Source organism: Caenibius sp. WL, from assembly GCF_019803445.1.
Taxonomy (GTDB): Bacteria; Pseudomonadota; Alphaproteobacteria; order Sphingomonadales; family Sphingomonadaceae; genus Caenibius.
Window position 1 is genome coordinate 448461 of record NZ_CP081844.1, and the last position, 16603, is coordinate 465063.

The window sequence follows — 16603 nt, forward strand, 5'->3', positions numbered from 1 at the left end:
GACCCCAGCGACAAGGTGAAGCATTTTTCGATCGTGCCCCGGCACGGTCGCCTCTGACCTTCACTGCCGCGTTTCTGGTCCAGCCGGTATGAAAGGACGTTACATGGCAGGTAAGGCTCCCGCCTTCGATGTTGGTGACTATGTCGTTTATCCCAAGCACGGGGTCGGCCGTGTTATCGAACTGCAAAGCCAGGAAATCGCAGGCATGCAGCTCGAACTTTATGTTCTCAGATTCGAAAAAGAGCGGATGACGCTGCGCGTCCCCGTCAACAAGGTCGAAGCGATCGGCATGCGCAAGCTTTCCAGCGACAAGACGCTGAAGGAAGCGATGGAAACGCTCAAGGGCAAACCCAAGGTGAAGCGCACCATGTGGTCGCGCCGGGCCCAGGAATACGAAGCCAAGATCAATTCGGGCGACCTCGTGTCGATTGCCGAAGTGACTCGCGATCTGTTCCGCCCCGACGACCAGCCGGAACAGAGCTATTCCGAACGCCAGATTTTCGAAGCGGCCTCCAGCCGCCTCGCCCGCGAACTGGCCGCGATGGAAAAGACCGACGAACCGGCCGCACTGCAGAAGATTCTCGCCGTGCTCAACGAGCATGCGCCGAAATACTACGAAAGCGCCGAAACCGCCTGATTCCGGGCGAATCGCACATTCAGGAAAGGGCCGTCCATGGGGCGGCCTTTTTCTTTTGGGATCATGCCGTTTGCAGAGATGACTGCCCCCGCCACAATTTCCGCTCGGAACGATACCCCACCCAATCCCCTCCTTCTCGACATCACAGGTATCTTTCTCCATCAACCCTTGAAGGGGAGGAAGGATAATGGTCAGCATCACAATGGAATATCAGGGCGACCTGCACTGCAGGGCCGTCCATGGTCCGTCCGGTACAACTTTGCTCACCGATGCTCCGGCAGACAATCAGGGGAATGCCGAAAGCTTTTCTCCGACCGATCTAGTGGCTACCGCACTGGGCACCTGCATCCTTACCGTGATGGGCATGAAAGCGCAGGCTATGGGAAGCGACATTAGCGGCGCAACCGCGACGGTCGAAAAAGCGATGCTATCCGAGCCCAGACGGATTGGCCGGTTGGCCACCCGGATTTCGATCCCGCACGTCCTTTCCGAACATCAGAAGGATCTGCTTGAACGCAGCGCGCTGACTTGCCCCGTGCACAAGAGCATGTCCGCAGAGATCGAGATGCCGATTGATTTTGCATGGGGCTAGCGACTGCCCGCTAGCTGGCGCAATTTCCCCTCGTGGCGGCCCGTCCGGCGTGGACAGGACCTTGAGCTTGCGCCATCATCGCTGGCATGAGTACACGTGCGATCCTTTCCACTGTTGCGGCACTTTTCACTGCTGTCGCGTTGCAAGGCTGCGTCGCGCGTGCCGCGGCGGATATCGTCACCGCGCCGGTGAAAATCGTTGGCGGGGCGGTCGACATGGCGACGACCAGCCAGTCGGAAGCGGACGAGAAACGCGGCCGGGCCTTGCGCAAGCAGGATGAACGCTATGGCCAGCTTGAACGCAGCTATCGCAAGGAAGCGCGGCGCTGCGAGGCCGGGAACGACGACGCCTGCCGCAAAGCCGATGCCGCGCGTGGGGAGATGGAAGCGATCCGGCCGACTGTGGCCCCGGCACCGCACTACTGATTCGGGCGCACTTCAGGCCGCCGCGCGGCGCAAACGATCATTGATCGCCGCGCCGATGCCCTGTTCACCGATCGGGGCAATCGCAATACGCGGCTGGGGCGCCGCGGCCCCGGCATGAAGGCAGGCGTAAAGCCGCGCGGCCGCTTCGGCCAGGTCCCCGGTTTCCGAAAGCGTGCAATCGCCGGAAATATCTCCGAATCCGATGAGAAATTCCTCGGGCATGGCCCTGTCGGCATTCAACCGCACCGGCTTGCCGGGGGCATAGTGGCCCGCCAGTTGCCCCGGCGCTTCCACTTTTGCCTCTGTAATGGCCGCAGACGGCCCGAGGAGCGCCGCAATCTCTCCTTCGGTGATCGGGCCGGGGCGGAGCAGTTGCCAGCTCCCATCGGCGCGCAGGGCGACGATTGTCGATTCCAGACCTTTTGCACAGGCCCCGCCATCGAGCACCATTCCTGCCGCATCGCCCAGCGAACGGGCGACATGGCCGGCTTCGGTGGGGCTGACCCCACCGCTGCGATTGGCGGATGGTGCGGCCAGCGGCAGCCCCGCCTGCGCCAGCACGGCGCGCATCACCGGATGCGCGGGCATGCGGACGGCAATCGTGGGTAGCCCGGCCGTGACCGCCGGGGCAATCCCCGCCCCTTCACGCAAAGGCAGCACCATGGTCAGCGGCCCGGGCCAGAAATGGCGCGCAAGCAGATGCGCCCGCTCATCCAGCAGGGCCACAGCCTCGGCTTGCTCGATACCCGCCACATGGACGATCAGCGGATTGAAATCCGGCCGGCCCTTGGCGCGATAGATCGCCGCCACCGCCTCCGCCCGGTCGGCGCGCGCGGCGAGGCCGTAAACCGTTTCGGTCGGCACCGCCACCAGCTGCCCTGCCCGCAACCGCCGCGCGGCTTCGGCCACTCCGGCTGCGTCGGCAGAGCGGATCAAAGAAGAGGCGAACGAGTCCATGGCTCGCAGCTAGGCCCCTGCGCACAATTATCCAAGAAAAAGCTGGACTATCGCCGGGCGAGGCTGATCGCCCTTCACGGTTGACACAAGGGGGCTGGCGGGCCCAGTCCCCCGATACTCCGAAATCTTCCCTAGAAAGGCTGACAATGACTGATCAGGGCGATCCGCTGGCCCGTATTGCCGACGCGCTCGAACGGCTTTCCCCGCCGCCTGTGGCGACCGACTGGATGGCTTATCCGGCTTACGTCTGGAACGGGCGTTCCGCGCGGGGGGTAAACGTGCTGGAGGCCCCCGCCCTGTCGTTGCTGCAGGGGATCGACAAGCAGAAGGCGCTGGTCGTCGCCAATGTCGACCGGCTTTCCGCCGGGCACGCCGCGCACGACATGCTGCTGTGGGGATCGCGCGGCATGGGCAAATCGGCGCTGATCCGCGGCAGCATCCTGGCCGCACAGCAGATGCGCCCCGGCAGCATCGCGCTGGTGCAGATCGCCACCGATGCGATGGAGGGGCTGTCGGACCTGTTCGCCGAACTCGGCCGCCAGAACCGCAATTTCCTCACCTATATCGACGATCTCGGCTTTGCCGACAGCGATTCCATCGGCCCGCGCCATCTGCGCAGCTGGCTGGAAGGCGGTGTGGAAGCGCGGCCCGCCAATGTGCGGCTCGCCGTGACCGCCAACCGCCGGGCCATCGTCCCGCGCAATATGAGCGAGCAGGACGACCCGATCAATCCGCGCGACGCTGTGGACGACAAGCTTGCCCTTGCCGACCGCTTCGGCCTTTCGATCGGATTCCACGCCTGCGATCAGGACAATTATCTGGCGATCATTCGCGGCTATCTGGAACAGATGGGCCTGCCTTGGGAGGAAAGCGAAGCGCTCGAATGGGCGAAGCGGCGGGGTGCCCGCTCCGGCCGCACCGCGTGGCAATTCGTCACCGAAATCGCGGGCCGCGCGGGCCATACACTCTAGAACGGCGGCCGTGACAGCGCATGGCAGGAGAGCCCCTCTCCCGCCATCGCCTTATTGCTCGCGGATATAGTCCTGCTTGAACGCAGCGGCGGGATTGCCGATCAACTCGCGCTGGGGCGGCAGCGATTTGACCTTGTGCGGCGCGATCTTCGCCGCCGGCTTCGCGTCCGGGTTCCACACGCGCCAGATTACCCCCGCCGTGTCATCGCTCACCAGCAGCGCGCCGGTCTTGTCCCAGGCGACCCAGGTCGGGCGGCCGTGAGTCTTGCCACCGTCCGTCAGGAAGCCGGTCAACACCGGAACCGGCTTGCCCTGAGGATTGCCACGCGCGTCGAAGGATACGAACACCACGTCATAGCCTGAGGGCGGATTGCGGTTCCAAGAACCGTGGCGGGCGATGAACGCACCGTTGGCGAACTTTTCGCCCATGCGGTCGCCTTCCTGCGAGAACACCAGCCCCAGCGCCGCCACGTGCGGCCCCAGCGCATATTCCGGCTTGCGCGCATACTCGGTGAGGAATTCGGGTGAAGGCTCCGGCGCCCGGCGATCCACCTTGTTGCGCCAATAGACCCAGGGCCAGCCGTATTGCGCCCCGATCGGCACATTGGTCAGATAATCCGGCACGAGATCCGAACCGATCATGTCGCGTTCGTTGACCGTGGTCCACAGCTCGCCCGTCCATGGGCTCCAGGCGAGGCCATTGGGGTTGCGCAAGCCGCTGGCGAACATCCGCTGGCGCTTGGCAGCCAGATCGTATTCCCAGATCATCGCGCGGCCTTCTTCGGCCTCCAGCCCGTTTTCGCCCACGTTCGAGGACGATCCGACCGCAATATAAATCGCCTTGCCATCCGGGCTGACGACGATGTTGCGCATCCAGTGATTGCCGCCACCGGGCAGGTCCATCAGCTTTGTCGGCGTGCCGGCCAGCGTGGTCTCGCCCAGTTTGTAATCGAACGCCAGCAGCGCATCATGATTGGCGACATAGAGCCGCCCATCATGCCAGGCCATGCCGGACGGGGATGACAGGTCCTTCCGCAAGGGGAAGCGCGCTTCGGCAACGCCATCGCCATCGCCATCGCGCAGCAGCATGATGGTGTCGGCCGATTCGACCGTTGCCCCGGCGCGTCCCATCAGGATTCCGGCCACCCAGCCGACGAAGCCGCCCTGGTTTGCGCTGGGTGGCGCGGCCGTTTCCGCGACCAGCACATCGCCATTGGGCAAAGTCAGCATCGTGCGCGGATGATCGAGCTTTTCGGCGAACCGTATGACGCGCAGCCCCTCCGCCGCTTTCGGCGCCTGCCCTTCGGCCCAGCCGATAGGTTTGGCCACCCGCACGGTGGGAATGGTCTGCGTGTCCGCATCCTCCTTCAGCACCGGCTTCACACCGCTGACCTCATCCACCGACAAGGTGGCGACATCGCCGCGCCAGACCCACGCGGCAAAGGCCAACAGGGCCACGATCAGGACAACGAGGGCGATAAGGATCTTGCGCTTAGGACTCATGGCCAGACGATAGAACCGCACGGCTGCTTCGGCAATCGCCGCTTGCGCGTTCCGTTCAGCCCTATTTGTTGCACCGGCCGTAGAACGCCCCACTTCGGGACATGGGCCATTCCCGGCGGGCGGCTTGCTGGTTTCGCCATAGGGCCGATGGTAAACAATGCATTAACCTGGACAATTTCCGTTGTGAGCGAGGACCATCATGCCGAACCGCCATCTCTCTGCGCTGTGCACAGCCGGCACCCTGATCCTCGCTTGCGGCATGTCGGCCGGTCTCGCCCAGGCCCAGCCGGTGCTGCCCTATCTGCCCGTCACCGAGCCCGCTTCGGCGGACAGTGCCGCCGCACCCGGGTATTACGATCAGGCGCGCTATGCGGAAGAACGCCAGCGCTGGCTGGCCGAATGCCGCCGCCGCTATAGCGACAACGGTGTGGGCGGCGGCGTGATCGGCGGTCTGGCCGGGGGCGTGGCCGGAAACCGCTTCGCCGGGAAAGGCAATCGCACGGTCGGCACGCTTGCGGGAGCAGCCATCGGCGCTGCTGCCGGAGTGGCTATCGACAAGGGCGAGGATCGCAGCCGTACGCGCGATATGTGCGAGGATTATCTCACCCGCCACGAAGCGGCCTACACCACGCCGCAACCGCCCATGCAGGGCAATGCCTATCCCTATTACTATCCCGTGCCCGGCGGCTATCCCGCCTATGGCTATGGCCCGGCTGCGCAGCCTGCCCCGCCGCTCCTGATGCCCTACGGCGAAGCCCCCGCCGCACAGGGCCCCGGTGGCTATTATGGGCCGGTAATATTAGTACCGAAATGGGTCCCGGTGCCGCCGCGCCGGGCGAACATCACCGATCACGATCAGGCCGCAGCGGACGGCAAACCCGCCCGCTGATCGGCCCCCGAAATCAGATGCCGCCGCCCGTCAGCCGCTGGCACACAAGATCGAGCTGATCGAGCGAGCGATAGCGGATCGTCACCGCGCCCGAGCGCGGGTCCGCATCGGGGGTGATGCGCACGGGCAAACCGAGGAAATCCTCCAGATGATTCTGGACCGCCATGATATCGGCATCGCCCGCCGCGTCACGCGGTTCGCGGGCATGGCGCCGCACGCCGCCTTCACCGGCACCGCGCCCCGCCCCTTTGCGCGTACGCTTTTCCATTTCGCGCACGGACAGATGGTTGGCGATCGCTTCCTGCGCCAGCGTTTCGGCATCGTCCCGCCCGACCAGCGCGCGCGCATGACCCATGGAGAGGCGCCCCGTTTCCACGTGCGCGATCACCCCGTCAGGCAAAGTCAGCAGTCGTTGAAGATTGGCCACGTGGCTGCGCGATTTGTCGACCAGTTCGGCGATTTCGGCCTGCGAAAGATGCTCGATATCCGCGAGGCGCTGATAGGCGCGCGCTTCTTCGATGGGATTGAGATCTTCGCGCTGGATGTTTTCGATCAGCGCCAGAGCAAGGACATCGCGCTCTTCCAGGTCGCGCAGAAGAGCCGGAATTTCATGCAATTGCGCCCGCTGCGCCGCACGCCAGCGGCGCTCCCCGGCCACAAGCTGATATCGGCCTTCCCCCATCGGGCGGACGATCACCGGCTGAATCACGCCCCGCGTGGCGATCGAGGCCGCCAGTTCGTTCAACGCATCCTCATCGAAATGGCGGCGCGGCTGATCGGGATGCGGCTCAATCGCCGCGACAGCCAGCATCGCCAGCCCACGATCGGATACCGGTGCCGCAGCCGCCGCATCGCCCTGCCCCGCAGTTGCCGGAGCGGCCGCGTTTTCATTGCGGCGGCCAACGGGCTCTTCGCGTTGCATTTCACCCAACAGGGCACCCAGGCCGCGCCCAAGCCGCTTGGCAGCCTTGGCAGACGCCGGTGCCGGGGCACGGCTGGACTGGGCCTTATCGCTGCTCATGCCGCTTTCCTCTTTTCAGGCAGGCGTCCAATCAGTTCGCGCGCCAATGCCATATAGGCGCGGCTGCCCGCGCAAGCGTGATCGTAAACCAGCGCCGGCATGCCGTGGCTGGGCGCTTCGGACAGGCGCACGTTGCGCGGGATCACCGCCTCGAACACCAGACCGCCAAGGCAATCGCGCACATCGTCCGCGACCTGATCGGTCAGCCGGTTGCGGCGGTCGAACATGGTCAGAACCACACCGATGATCCCGAGATCGGGATTGAACCGCTGCTGCACGCGTTCGACCGTTTGCAGCAACTGACTCAACCCTTCGAGAGCGAAGAATTCGCACTGCAAGGGCACCAGCAACGTATCCGCCGCGGCCAGGGCATTCAGCGTCAGCAAGCCCAACGAAGGCGGGCAATCGACGAAGCAGACCTCATGCCCGGTATGCCCCGCCAGAGCGTTGCGCAGGCGATCCGTCCGCTGATCGACCGACACCAATTCCACTTCCGCACCGCTGAGATCGACCGTCGCGGGGACGATATCGAGCCCGGGAATAGCCGTCGGCATGATGCAATCGGCGAGCGGCGCTTCATCGACCAGAAGATCGTAGCTCGAACTGTGGCGGTCGGAAGCCTGAATACCCAGCCCGGTGGATGCGTTGCCCTGCGGGTCCAGATCGACCAGCAGCGTCTTCCAGCCGGAAGCCGCCATTGCAGTGGCGACATTGATGGCCGTGGTGGTCTTGCCCACTCCGCCCTTCTGGTTGGCAATCGCGATTTGAATCATGATGCTGCTTGCCTCGCTTCCGGTCGAACCTGCTGCTGCACCGGCCCGCCAATGATAATACCCGCTTCAGAATCCGTTACGGAATGTTCCACGTGAAACAGGCTACGCTGATTCTTCCCAAGACTTTGCAAGTCTTGCGTGGCCGAACGCCCTTTGGGCAACAGCCAGATGGTCTCCTTTGTGGAAAACCGCTCGGCCAATTCCAGCAACCGTGGCATTGGGGCGAAAGCGCGCGCCGAAATCACCCCGGCCGCAAAAGTGGGAACCTGTTCCAATCGCTCCCCCTCCACCATGCAATTCACCAATCCCAACGCATCGCGCGCGGCTTCCAACCACTCTATCCGCCGCTTGCGCGATTCGACCAGATGGACTTTCCACGCAGGCCGCATCGCGGCAATGACCAGACCGGGAAAACCCGCCCCCGTGCCCAGATCGAGCCAAGGCGCAATTGTTTCACGTGAAACATAGCCCAGAAGCTGCGCACTGTCGGCGATATGACGTTGCCACATCGAATCGACCGAAGCACGCGCAATCAAATTCTGGCGTGCATTTTCTTCGACGAGCAGCGCAGCGAGCTTCTCAAGCCGCTCCATCGCCACACCGTCGCACAACGATGCGGTGAAGGCCCGCGCTGCCGACTCACTGGCGATCATGCCGCCGCCGCCCGCCGTGCGTGCACAAGCAGAGCCGCAAGCGCCGCCGGGGTGATCCCGGGCACGCGCCCCGCCGCCGCGAGAGTCGCGGGCCGCGCCCGCGCCAGCCGCTCGACCATCTCGTTGGACAGGCCGGGCACTTCCGCAAACGGAAAGGCCTCACCCAACGCCACGCCCTCGCTCGCCCGCAAATCGCGCAGCTCTGCATCCTGCCGCGCGAGATAGGGTGCGTAGGCGGCATCCTCCGCCACCTCAGCGGCAAGGTCGCTGCCCCAATCGAGAGGCTCCGGCAACCATGGCGCCAGTCCCGTCAGTTCGACACCGCCAAAGCGCAGCCATTCCCGCAGCGGGCGCCTGCCGCTATCATTGCGAACCGGCAGTCCTGCATTGGACATTTCGGCGGCAGTGACCTCTCGTTCCAGGGCCGCATCCCATTCGCCCCGCTCCGCCTCCCGCCGCGCGAACCAGGCCTGGCGCTCCTCCCCCACGCAACCTGCTTGCAGCGCCAAAGGCGTCAGGCGACTGGTGGCGTTGTTCGCACGCAACCGCAGGCGATACTCTGCGCGGGCGGTAAGCATCCGGTACGGCTCACTCACCCCCTGCAAGGTGAGATCGTCGATCATCACCGCGATATAGGAATTCGCCCGGTCCAGCGGTGCCGGCTCCTTGCCGAGCACAGCCGCAGCCGCCTGCATGCCAGCCACCAATCCTTGTGCCGCGGCTTCCTCGTATCCCGTCGTCCCATTGATCTGCCCGGCGCAATAGAGCCCTGGGATAGCACGCAGTTCGAGAGTCGGGTGAAGGGCTCGCGGATCGATATGATCGTATTCAACCGCATAGCCGGGCACGCTCATTTCGACTTGCTCCAACCCCTCCATCGTTCGCACCATCGCGATCTGCACATCCGTGGGCAACGAAGTGCTGATTCCGTTGGGATAGACCAGATGCGTACCCAGACCTTCGGGTTCCAGAAAAATCTGATGGCTATCCCGATCGGCAAACCGGTGAATCTTGTCCTCGATCGACGGGCAATAACGCGGCCCTCGCGCATCGATAGCGCCCGTAAACAAAGGGGAGCGATGCAGGTTTGCGCGAATGGTTTCATGTGTCCGCACATTGGTCCGCGTGATCGCGCAGAAAATTTGCGGATTGGTCCGGCCCTGCCCCATAGCCGACATCGTCCAGGGATCAGGGTCCGATTCCTGTTCGTCCAACCGCGCCCAATCGATCGTCCGCCCATCAAGCCGTGGCGGCGTTCCCGTTTTTAACCGAGCCATGGGAAGATTCGCATCGCGCATCTGGGCCGCCAGCCGCTGTGCCGATGCTTCCCCGATTCGCCCGCCGGTAAGCCGCTCCTCCCCCCGGAACAAAGTGCCGCCAAGAAATGTCCCGGTGCACAAGATCACCGCCGATGCCGCAAGCGTCGCGCCGTCGCTCAGGCGGAGGCCGCTCACGCGCCCGCCCTCCAGCACAAGGTCGGCTGCTTCCCCGGCGATGCAGGTCAGATTGTCCTGCTTAGTCAGCATGGCCTGAATAGCGGCCTTGAACAGCGTTCGGTCGGCCTGAACGCGGGGGCCCCAGACCGCGCTCCCTTTCGAGCGGTTGAGCATACGATAGTGGATGGCCGCCGCGTCGGCCGCGCGGCCGATCAATCCGTCGAAGGCATCCACTTCGCGTACCAGATGGCCTTTGCCCAAACCACCGATGGCAGGATTGCAACTCATTGCGCCGATAGCGGAGAGATCGAAACTGACCAGTCCGACACGCGCACCCATGCGCGCAGCAACCGCCGCAGCCTCGCAGCCGGCATGACCGCCGCCCACAACCAGGATATCGAAACTCCGCATAAGGGCTCCGATAAAGGAACCCGTTCAACGGGTCAAAGGAACATCGGCGAACAGGAAAGCCGGTGTGGCCAATGTTTCACGTGAAACATCGTTTACAGCTATTTTCCGATGCAGAACTGCCCGAACAGCGCATCCAGCATATCCTCGGTGGTAGCCCGCCCCACCAGCCGATCGAATGCCATCCGCGCGAGCCGCAAGTTTTCCGCCTGGAGCAGAGGATCGGGGACATGCGCAACAGCGTCCAATGCCGCCTGCACGTCTGCCAGCAAACTGTGTTGGCGTGCGTTCAGCGCGGCGTCCCCGGCACGTGGCATCGCCGTTTGGGCAACTGCGATCAGCGCCTGTTTCAGTTCCGCCATGCCCTCTCCGGTGACGGCAGAAACGCGGTGATGCGGAGTGCGCTTTGTTTCACGTGAAACATCGTCCGCCCGTGCATCGATCTCCCATGCATCTTGCGGCCCCTCGCTCTCAGGCCCCAGCCACAGGACGAGATCCGCCCGCTCCAATTCGTCCCTCGCGCGATCGATTCCGATCAGTTCGATTGCATCGTTGCTATCCCCGTCTTCGCGCAGGCCGGCGGTATCGACAAAAGTGAACGCGATGCCGCCGATGGCCACAGGCCGGAGGATCACATCGCGCGTGGTCCCCGCCACCGGTGAAGTGATCGCCGCCTCGCTCTCGACCAGCGCATTGAACAAAGTGCTTTTGCCCGCATTCGGCGGCCCGGCGAGGACCACGCGATAGCCTTCCTTCAATGCCTCCGCATGCGGGCGGGCCAGCCATTCGCCTATTTCACCGGAAAGCTGATTCACCTGCATGGCAAAATCCGGGGGCAGCGCCGCCACGTCATCTTCATCGGCAAAATCGAGAATCGCTTCGACACGCGCGGCGAGCGTGAGCAGGCGATCACGCCATGCATCGACCTGCCGCGACAAGGCCCCGCCCACCATGGCCAACGCCGCCCGCCGTTGCAGATCGGTCTCTGCTGCGAGCAGATCGGCCAACCCTTCCGCTTCGGCCAAATCGATTCGGCCATTGGCAAAGGCCCGGCGGGTGAATTCGCCCGCTTCGGCCTTGCGCAGACCGGCGAAGGTTCCGAGCATCGCTTCCACGGCCCGAACCACGGCCCTGCCCCCGTGAAGATGGAGTTCGGCGATATCGTCGCCGGTCGCCGTCGTCGGACCAGGCAGCCACAGAACCAACGCATCATCCAGCGTTTCCCCTGCCCCATCCCGCAACCGGGCAAAGCGTGCCTTGCGCGGCGCAGGCAAGCGCCCAGCGAGCGCCTGCAGCACCGGTCCCGCCTGGGGGCCGCTGATACGGATCACCGCAATGCCCGCCGGCGGCTGCCCGCTGGACAGGGCGAAAATGGTATCGGTCATGTCATCCATCCTGCGCCAGTGCCCGATGCGATGACGCAGGAGGACAATGGCGGATTAGCTGCTCTTTTTCTTGTTGCCGGTTGCGCCCTGCGCGAAGGCGGCGCCGCCTTCAAGAATGTTCTGGAACAGCTTGAGCCCGAATTGCCCCATCGGCGCCCATTGCTGTGACAGTTCCTTGAGCTGTTCGAGGCTGGTAACCCCTTGCAATGCCTTGGAGAGATTCTCGACATAGATGGCATTGACCTGGCTGACATCGGGCAGACCAAGGAATGCCCGGGCCTCCTCCGGCGTACAATCGATCTCGATATTCACTTTCATGCCACCACCCCTTTCCACGATATGGCAGGAACCTGTCACACGGCCTTGGCAAAGTCCATCATGCCCGACTAGTCTGCCCAAAATTACAAGGAGAGCCCCCATGGCCCAGACAATCACGATCCCGGCGCTCGACGGCGACGGCGCCATTCCCGTCTATATCGCGAAGCCTTCCGGCACGCCGCGCGCGGCCATCATCGTCGTACCTGAAATCTTCGGCGTGAATCCTGGTATCCGCAAGAAGTGCGACGATTGGGCCGCCAAAGGCTACCTCGCTGCTGCGCCCGATATCTTCTGGCGCTTTGCCCCCGGCGTCGAACTCGATCCGGACGTGGAGGCGGAACTGCAGGAAGCGTTCGGTTATTTCGCCCAGTTCGATGCCGATCTCGGAGTCCAGGACATCGAAGCGCTGATCAAGTATCTGCGGGCCAACGAAGGGACTGAGAAAGTCGGTCTTGTCGGCTACTGCCTCGGCGGACGAATGGCCTATCTCGCTGCGGCGCGCACCGATATCGATGCCAGTGTCGGCTACTACGGTGTGATGATCGATCAGATGCTCAATGAATCGCATGCTATCGCCAATCCCCTGATGCTTCACATCGCGGGCGATGACGGTTTCGTTTCTCCGGAAGCTCAGCAGGCGATGCATCAAGGCCTCGATGATCATCCCCGCGTCACTCTGTACGATTATCCCGGCCTCGATCATGGCTTCGCCGCGGAAATGGGCAATCGCCGCGATGAAGCGGGCGCGCAACTGGCCGACAGCCGCACCGAAGCCTTTTTCAAGGATCATCTCGGGTAGGAGAATTCCGCCATGACACTGGCCCTGCGTTATGTCGTCCCGCTGCTTCTGGCGGGGGCGGTGCTTGTTTGCGCCATCTTCGGCTTTCTGCACTGGGGCCTGTGGATCACGGTTCCACTGCTTATCGTGGCGCTGTGGGATTTCTTCCAGCCGCGCCACACCTTGCGCCGCAATTATCCGCTGATCGCCCGCGTCCGCTGGCTGTCGGAGGATTTGCGGCCCTATGTCCGGGCCTACTTCGTCGAAGGGGATCTCGAAGGCCGCCCATACAGCCATGACGAACGCGCGCTGATCTATGCACGGGCCAAGAACGAACTCGACACCCATCCCATGGGGACCGAGTTGGACGTCTATTCCGACGAATACCGCTGGCTGGGCCATTCGATCGCGCCGACAGCCCATATTCCCGAAAGCTGGCGGCTGCGCATCGGTGGGCCGGGTTGCAAGCACCCCTACTCTTCCGCCCTACTGAACATTTCCGCCATGAGCTTCGGCTCCCTCTCCGGGCGGGCGATCGAAGCGCTGAACAAAGGGGCCAGGATCGGCAATTTCGCGCATGACACGGGCGAAGGATCGATCAGCCCCTATCATCGCACTTATGGCGGCGATCTGATCTGGGAACTGGGCAGCGCCTATTTCGGATGCCGCGACGACAATGGCCGCTTCGATCCCGTCCGCTTCGCCGAACAGGCGCAAAGCGACCAGGTGAAAATGATCGAAATCAAGCTCAGCCAGGGGGCCAAGCCAGGCCATGGCGGGATGTTGCCGGGCGCCAAGGTCACCCCGGAAATCGCCGCCACGCGCGGTGTTCCGGTGGGGCGCGATGTCATTTCCCCCGCCGCCCATCCGGAGTTTTCCACCCCGATAGAACTGCTTGAATTCGTTGCCAGATTGCGGGAACTATCGCAGGGTAAGCCAGTCGGCATGAAACTTTGCGTGGGCCAGCCGCACGAAATTCTGGCTGTGACCAAGGCCATGCTCAAGACGGGGATCAAGCCCGATTTCATCGTCGTGGACGGGGCTGAAGGGGGCACGGGCGCGGCACCGCTGGAACTGACCAACAGCGTCGGCATGCCTTTGCGCGAAGGGCTGATCTGGATCCGCAACGCCTTGGTCGGCGCATCGCTGAAGCAGGACATCCGCATCGGCGCATCGGGCAAAGTCTATTCGGGTGCGGGCATGGCCGAACTGCTCGGCTATGGGGCCGACTGGTGCAACGCGGCCCGCGCTTTCATGTTCGCGCTGGGCTGCGTCCAGTCGATGCAATGCCACACGGACCGCTGCCCTACTGGTGTCGCGACCCAGGTCCCCTGGCGCCAGCGTGGGCTGGTAGTGGAAGACAAGGCGGAACGCGTGGCCAATTTCCAGCGTCACACGCTGAATGCGCTCCGCGAAATTGTCGTCGCCATGGGCTTGGAAAACCCCTGGCAGATCGCGCCGATGGACATGCGGGAACGGGTCAATTCGGCGCGGGCCGATCCGGTAGACCGCGTCTATGCCTTTGTCGAAGAGGGCGCCTTGATCGCCGATCCGGAAAGCACCCCCCTCGCCCGCCAATGGGCGGTCGCCAGCGCGGAGACGTTCCGCCGGGTGGCGTGATCAGTTCAATATCGCGAAATTGAGCACTGTGCGCCGTGTCTGCGCAGACAGCTGCATCGGCAGTTCGCTATCCAGCTTGTCCTGCCGAACCGCCACTTCGTCAGCCAGATAAATGCGCCGCATGATCCAATCGGCGCAATCGCGTTCCGCAATCGGAATGTCTTCCAGACGAACGATGCCGCTATGCCGCCGATCGGCATGCAGATCGCGCATAAGCGCCAACAGCGAGGCCGCCGGTCCTTCGATCAACTGCAGGAAGTTGCGCCCGTTATAAAGCAGGAACCCGGTGATGTCCCGCAGGGCATTGTTGCGCTGCGAAGCCGCGAGAATGGCGGCTATATCGCCATCCCCGAGGTCCGCTGCCGTGCTGATGTAAACGAACTGACGCACGGCAGCGGTTCCTTCGGTTCGGTCACTGATTCATCGTGGCGAAGAAATCTTCGTTGGTCTTGGAATCCTTCATCTTGTCGAGCAGGAATTCCATCGCATCGATCGTGCCCATCTGCATGAGGATGCGGCGCAGCACCCACATCTTGCTGAGCTGATCCTTGCCCACCAGCAGTTCTTCCTTGCGGGTGCCGGATTTGCCGACATCCAGGGCCGGGAAGATGCGCTTGTCCGCAACCTTGCGGTCGAGCACGATTTCCGAGTTACCGGTGCCTTTGAATTCTTCGAAGATCACTTCATCCATGCGGCTGCCGGTATCGATCAGCGCCGTGGCGATGATGGACAGCGAACCGCCCTCTTCGATATTGCGCGCCGCGCCGAAGAAACGCTTCGGGCGTTGCAGGGCATTGGCATCGACACCGCCGGTCAGGACCTTGCCCGAACTGGGCACCACGGTGTTGTAGGCCCGGCCGAGGCGGGTGATCGAATCGAGCAGAATCACCACGTCCTTCTTGTGTTCGACCAGACGCTTGGCCTTTTCGATAACCATTTCAGCCACCTGCACGTGGCGGCTCGCCGGCTCGTCGAACGTGGAGGAGATCACTTCGCCCTTCACGCTGCGTTGCATGTCGGTGACTTCTTCCGGGCGTTCATCGACCAGCAGCACCAGCAGGAACACCTCGGGGTGATTGTCGGTGATCGCCTTGGCGATGTTCTGCAGCAGGACGGTCTTACCCGTGCGCGGCGGGGCGACGATCAAGGCGCGCTGCCCCTTGCCCTGCGGGGCGATGATATCGATCACCCGGGCGGACTTGTCCTTCACCGTGGGATCGACCGTATCGAGAACCAGCTTCTCGTCCGGATAGAGCGGCGTCAGGTTATCGAAATTGGTCCGGTGGCGCACCATGTCCGGATTGTCGAAATTGACGCTGGTAAGCTTCGTGAGGGCAAAATAGCGCTCCCCATCCTTGGGCGCGCGGATTTCGCCTTCCACCGTGTCGCCGGTGCGCAGGCCCCATTTGCGAACCTGGTTGGGCGAAACGTAGATATCGTCAGGCCCGGCGAGATAGTTCGCTTCGGGGCTGCGCAGGAAACCGAAACCGTCGGACAGCACTTCGATCGTGCCGACACCCATGATTTCCTGTTCGTATTCCTCATCCTCCGCCAGTTCGCGCAGAATGCAGAACATCAGATCCTGGCGGCGCATGGTGGACGCGCCTTCGACGCCCAGTTCCTCCGCCATTTCCACCAGCTCGGCCGGTGCTTTCTTTTTGAGTTCTTTCAGATGCATGTTTCGGGATTCCGAAATTGAGTGAGTGGCCGGCCGGTCTGTCGGGCTTGGGGAAAGCGGACCGCGTTGCTCAAGAAACGATGCAACCTGCCGGAAAGGTGGCGCTGAAATAGGCGTCGCAGAGCGCGCCGTCAATCGATCCTGCGATGAAACCCGTCTTAGTGCTGGTGACCGGCCGCAGCCCGCCCTGCCCCGCTCAGCGCCTGGCCGATTTCTTCCAGCTTGTGGCCCTTGTCAGCGGCTTCCGCGGCGCATCTTTCGGCATCGGCCGGAAACTGCTTGGCCATGTAATCCGCCGATTGAAGGATCGCGTTGACTTCGGAGAGATAGTCGAGATCGGACGCTTTCGCTTCGATCTTGCCGACATAGTACATGACCAGCCCGATCAGCCCGTCTTTGTCCTCCTCAGGGCCGTCCGCACTGTCGGATGCGTCGTCCTGCGCGCCCAGCACGATGGCCATCGCCACCATGCAGCGCATGTCCGGGAGATAAGCAGGCTGCGCGGCAGGCGCCTGCGCCGCGGCGGCCATGGCGGCAATGAATCCGAACATATCTTGCT

Annotated in this window: 18 protein-coding genes; 7 read left to right on the forward strand and 11 right to left on the reverse strand. The window is 63.3% G+C overall.

Annotation, left to right across the window (positions count from 1 at the left end; translation table 11 throughout):
- The first annotated feature begins 103 nt into the window (after positions 1–103).
- The 3 genes from K5X80_RS02215 (at position 104) to K5X80_RS02225 (ending at position 1654) form a co-directional block, all read left to right on the forward strand.
- A complete protein-coding gene (locus K5X80_RS02215) occupies positions 104–637 on the forward strand; it encodes a CarD family transcriptional regulator (RefSeq protein WP_261390596.1) in 534 nt (177 codons plus the stop codon).
- A gap of 187 nt (positions 638–824) precedes the next feature.
- Entirely contained in the window at positions 825–1229 is a 405-nt protein-coding gene (locus tag K5X80_RS02220; RefSeq protein ID WP_222559232.1) for an OsmC family protein, read from the forward strand.
- Positions 1230–1315: 86 nt separating this feature from the next.
- On the forward strand, positions 1316–1654 hold the full coding sequence (locus K5X80_RS02225; protein WP_222559233.1) for a hypothetical protein: 339 nt from the start codon (positions 1316–1318) through the stop codon (positions 1652–1654).
- Positions 1655–1666: 12 nt separating this feature from the next.
- On the opposite strand, the gene K5X80_RS02230 is transcribed toward K5X80_RS02225, so the two are convergent.
- The gene (locus tag K5X80_RS02230; protein ID WP_222559234.1) at positions 1667–2611 is read right to left on the reverse strand and encodes an L-threonylcarbamoyladenylate synthase; all 945 of its coding nucleotides are present in this window, start codon (positions 2609–2611) and stop codon (positions 1667–1669) included.
- Between the two features lie 146 nt (positions 2612–2757).
- On the opposite strand from K5X80_RS02230, the gene K5X80_RS02235 reads away from it, so the two are divergent.
- Positions 2758–3582, forward strand: coding sequence for an ATP-binding protein (locus tag K5X80_RS02235; RefSeq protein WP_222559235.1), 825 nt, complete (start codon positions 2758–2760; stop codon positions 3580–3582).
- Between the two features lie 51 nt (positions 3583–3633).
- Here K5X80_RS02235 and K5X80_RS02240 read toward each other — a convergent pair whose 3' ends face one another.
- Positions 3634–5085 (reverse strand): PQQ-dependent sugar dehydrogenase, encoded by a 1452-nt coding sequence (locus K5X80_RS02240; RefSeq protein WP_222559236.1) that lies wholly within the window; start codon positions 5083–5085, stop codon positions 3634–3636.
- A 199-nt stretch (positions 5086–5284) separates the two neighbouring features.
- Here K5X80_RS02240 and K5X80_RS02245 point away from each other — a divergent pair, with 199 nt between their 5' ends.
- Positions 5285–5974, forward strand: a complete 690-nt coding sequence (locus K5X80_RS02245) for a glycine zipper 2TM domain-containing protein (RefSeq protein ID WP_261390597.1) — start codon at positions 5285–5287, stop codon at positions 5972–5974.
- Between the two features lie 13 nt (positions 5975–5987).
- On the opposite strand, the gene K5X80_RS02250 is transcribed toward K5X80_RS02245, so the two are convergent.
- The 6 genes from K5X80_RS02250 to K5X80_RS02275 all read right to left on the reverse strand — a co-directional run bounded on the left by K5X80_RS02250 (position 5988) and on the right by K5X80_RS02275 (position 11968).
- The gene (locus K5X80_RS02250) at positions 5988–6995 is read right to left on the reverse strand and encodes a ParB/RepB/Spo0J family partition protein (protein ID WP_222559237.1); all 1008 of its coding nucleotides are present in this window, start codon (positions 6993–6995) and stop codon (positions 5988–5990) included.
- Positions 6992–7768, reverse strand: a complete 777-nt coding sequence (locus tag K5X80_RS02255) for a ParA family protein (protein WP_283249212.1) — start codon at positions 7766–7768, stop codon at positions 6992–6994. Before K5X80_RS02255 ends, K5X80_RS02250 begins: the two co-directional genes overlap by 4 nt.
- The gene (gene rsmG, locus K5X80_RS02260) at positions 7765–8421 is read right to left on the reverse strand and encodes a 16S rRNA (guanine(527)-N(7))-methyltransferase RsmG (protein WP_222559238.1); all 657 of its coding nucleotides are present in this window, start codon (positions 8419–8421) and stop codon (positions 7765–7767) included. The genes K5X80_RS02255 and rsmG overlap by 4 nt, the downstream gene beginning before the upstream one ends.
- Positions 8418–10268 (reverse strand): tRNA uridine-5-carboxymethylaminomethyl(34) synthesis enzyme MnmG, encoded by a 1851-nt coding sequence (gene mnmG, locus K5X80_RS02265; protein ID WP_222559239.1) that lies wholly within the window; start codon positions 10266–10268, stop codon positions 8418–8420. The genes rsmG and mnmG overlap by 4 nt, the downstream gene beginning before the upstream one ends.
- Positions 10269–10366: 98 nt before the next feature.
- A complete protein-coding gene (gene mnmE, locus K5X80_RS02270) occupies positions 10367–11650 on the reverse strand; it encodes a tRNA uridine-5-carboxymethylaminomethyl(34) synthesis GTPase MnmE (RefSeq protein WP_261390598.1) in 1284 nt (427 codons plus the stop codon).
- A gap of 54 nt (positions 11651–11704) precedes the next feature.
- A complete protein-coding gene (locus tag K5X80_RS02275) occupies positions 11705–11968 on the reverse strand; it encodes a DUF6489 family protein (protein WP_222559241.1) in 264 nt (87 codons plus the stop codon).
- 100 nt (positions 11969–12068) lie between these two features.
- Here K5X80_RS02275 and K5X80_RS02280 point away from each other — a divergent pair, with 100 nt between their 5' ends.
- The gene (locus K5X80_RS02280) at positions 12069–12767 is read left to right on the forward strand and encodes a dienelactone hydrolase family protein (RefSeq protein ID WP_222559242.1); all 699 of its coding nucleotides are present in this window, start codon (positions 12069–12071) and stop codon (positions 12765–12767) included.
- Between the two features lie 12 nt (positions 12768–12779).
- Positions 12780–14366 carry an FMN-binding glutamate synthase family protein gene (locus K5X80_RS02285; protein ID WP_222559243.1) on the forward strand — a complete coding sequence of 529 codons (1587 nt, stop codon included), beginning with the start codon at positions 12780–12782 and terminating at the stop codon, positions 14364–14366.
- Here K5X80_RS02285 and K5X80_RS02290 read toward each other — a convergent pair whose 3' ends face one another.
- The 3 genes from K5X80_RS02290 to K5X80_RS02300 all read right to left on the reverse strand — a co-directional run bounded on the left by K5X80_RS02290 (position 14367) and on the right by K5X80_RS02300 (position 16595).
- Entirely contained in the window at positions 14367–14756 is a 390-nt protein-coding gene (locus K5X80_RS02290; RefSeq protein ID WP_222559244.1) for a BLUF domain-containing protein, read from the reverse strand.
- A 22-nt stretch (positions 14757–14778) separates the two neighbouring features.
- Entirely contained in the window at positions 14779–16044 is a 1266-nt protein-coding gene (gene rho / locus K5X80_RS02295; protein WP_222559245.1) for a transcription termination factor Rho, read from the reverse strand.
- A 158-nt stretch (positions 16045–16202) separates the two neighbouring features.
- Positions 16203–16595 (reverse strand): hypothetical protein, encoded by a 393-nt coding sequence (locus K5X80_RS02300; RefSeq protein WP_222559246.1) that lies wholly within the window; start codon positions 16593–16595, stop codon positions 16203–16205.
- Positions 16596–16603: the final 8 nt, after the last annotated feature.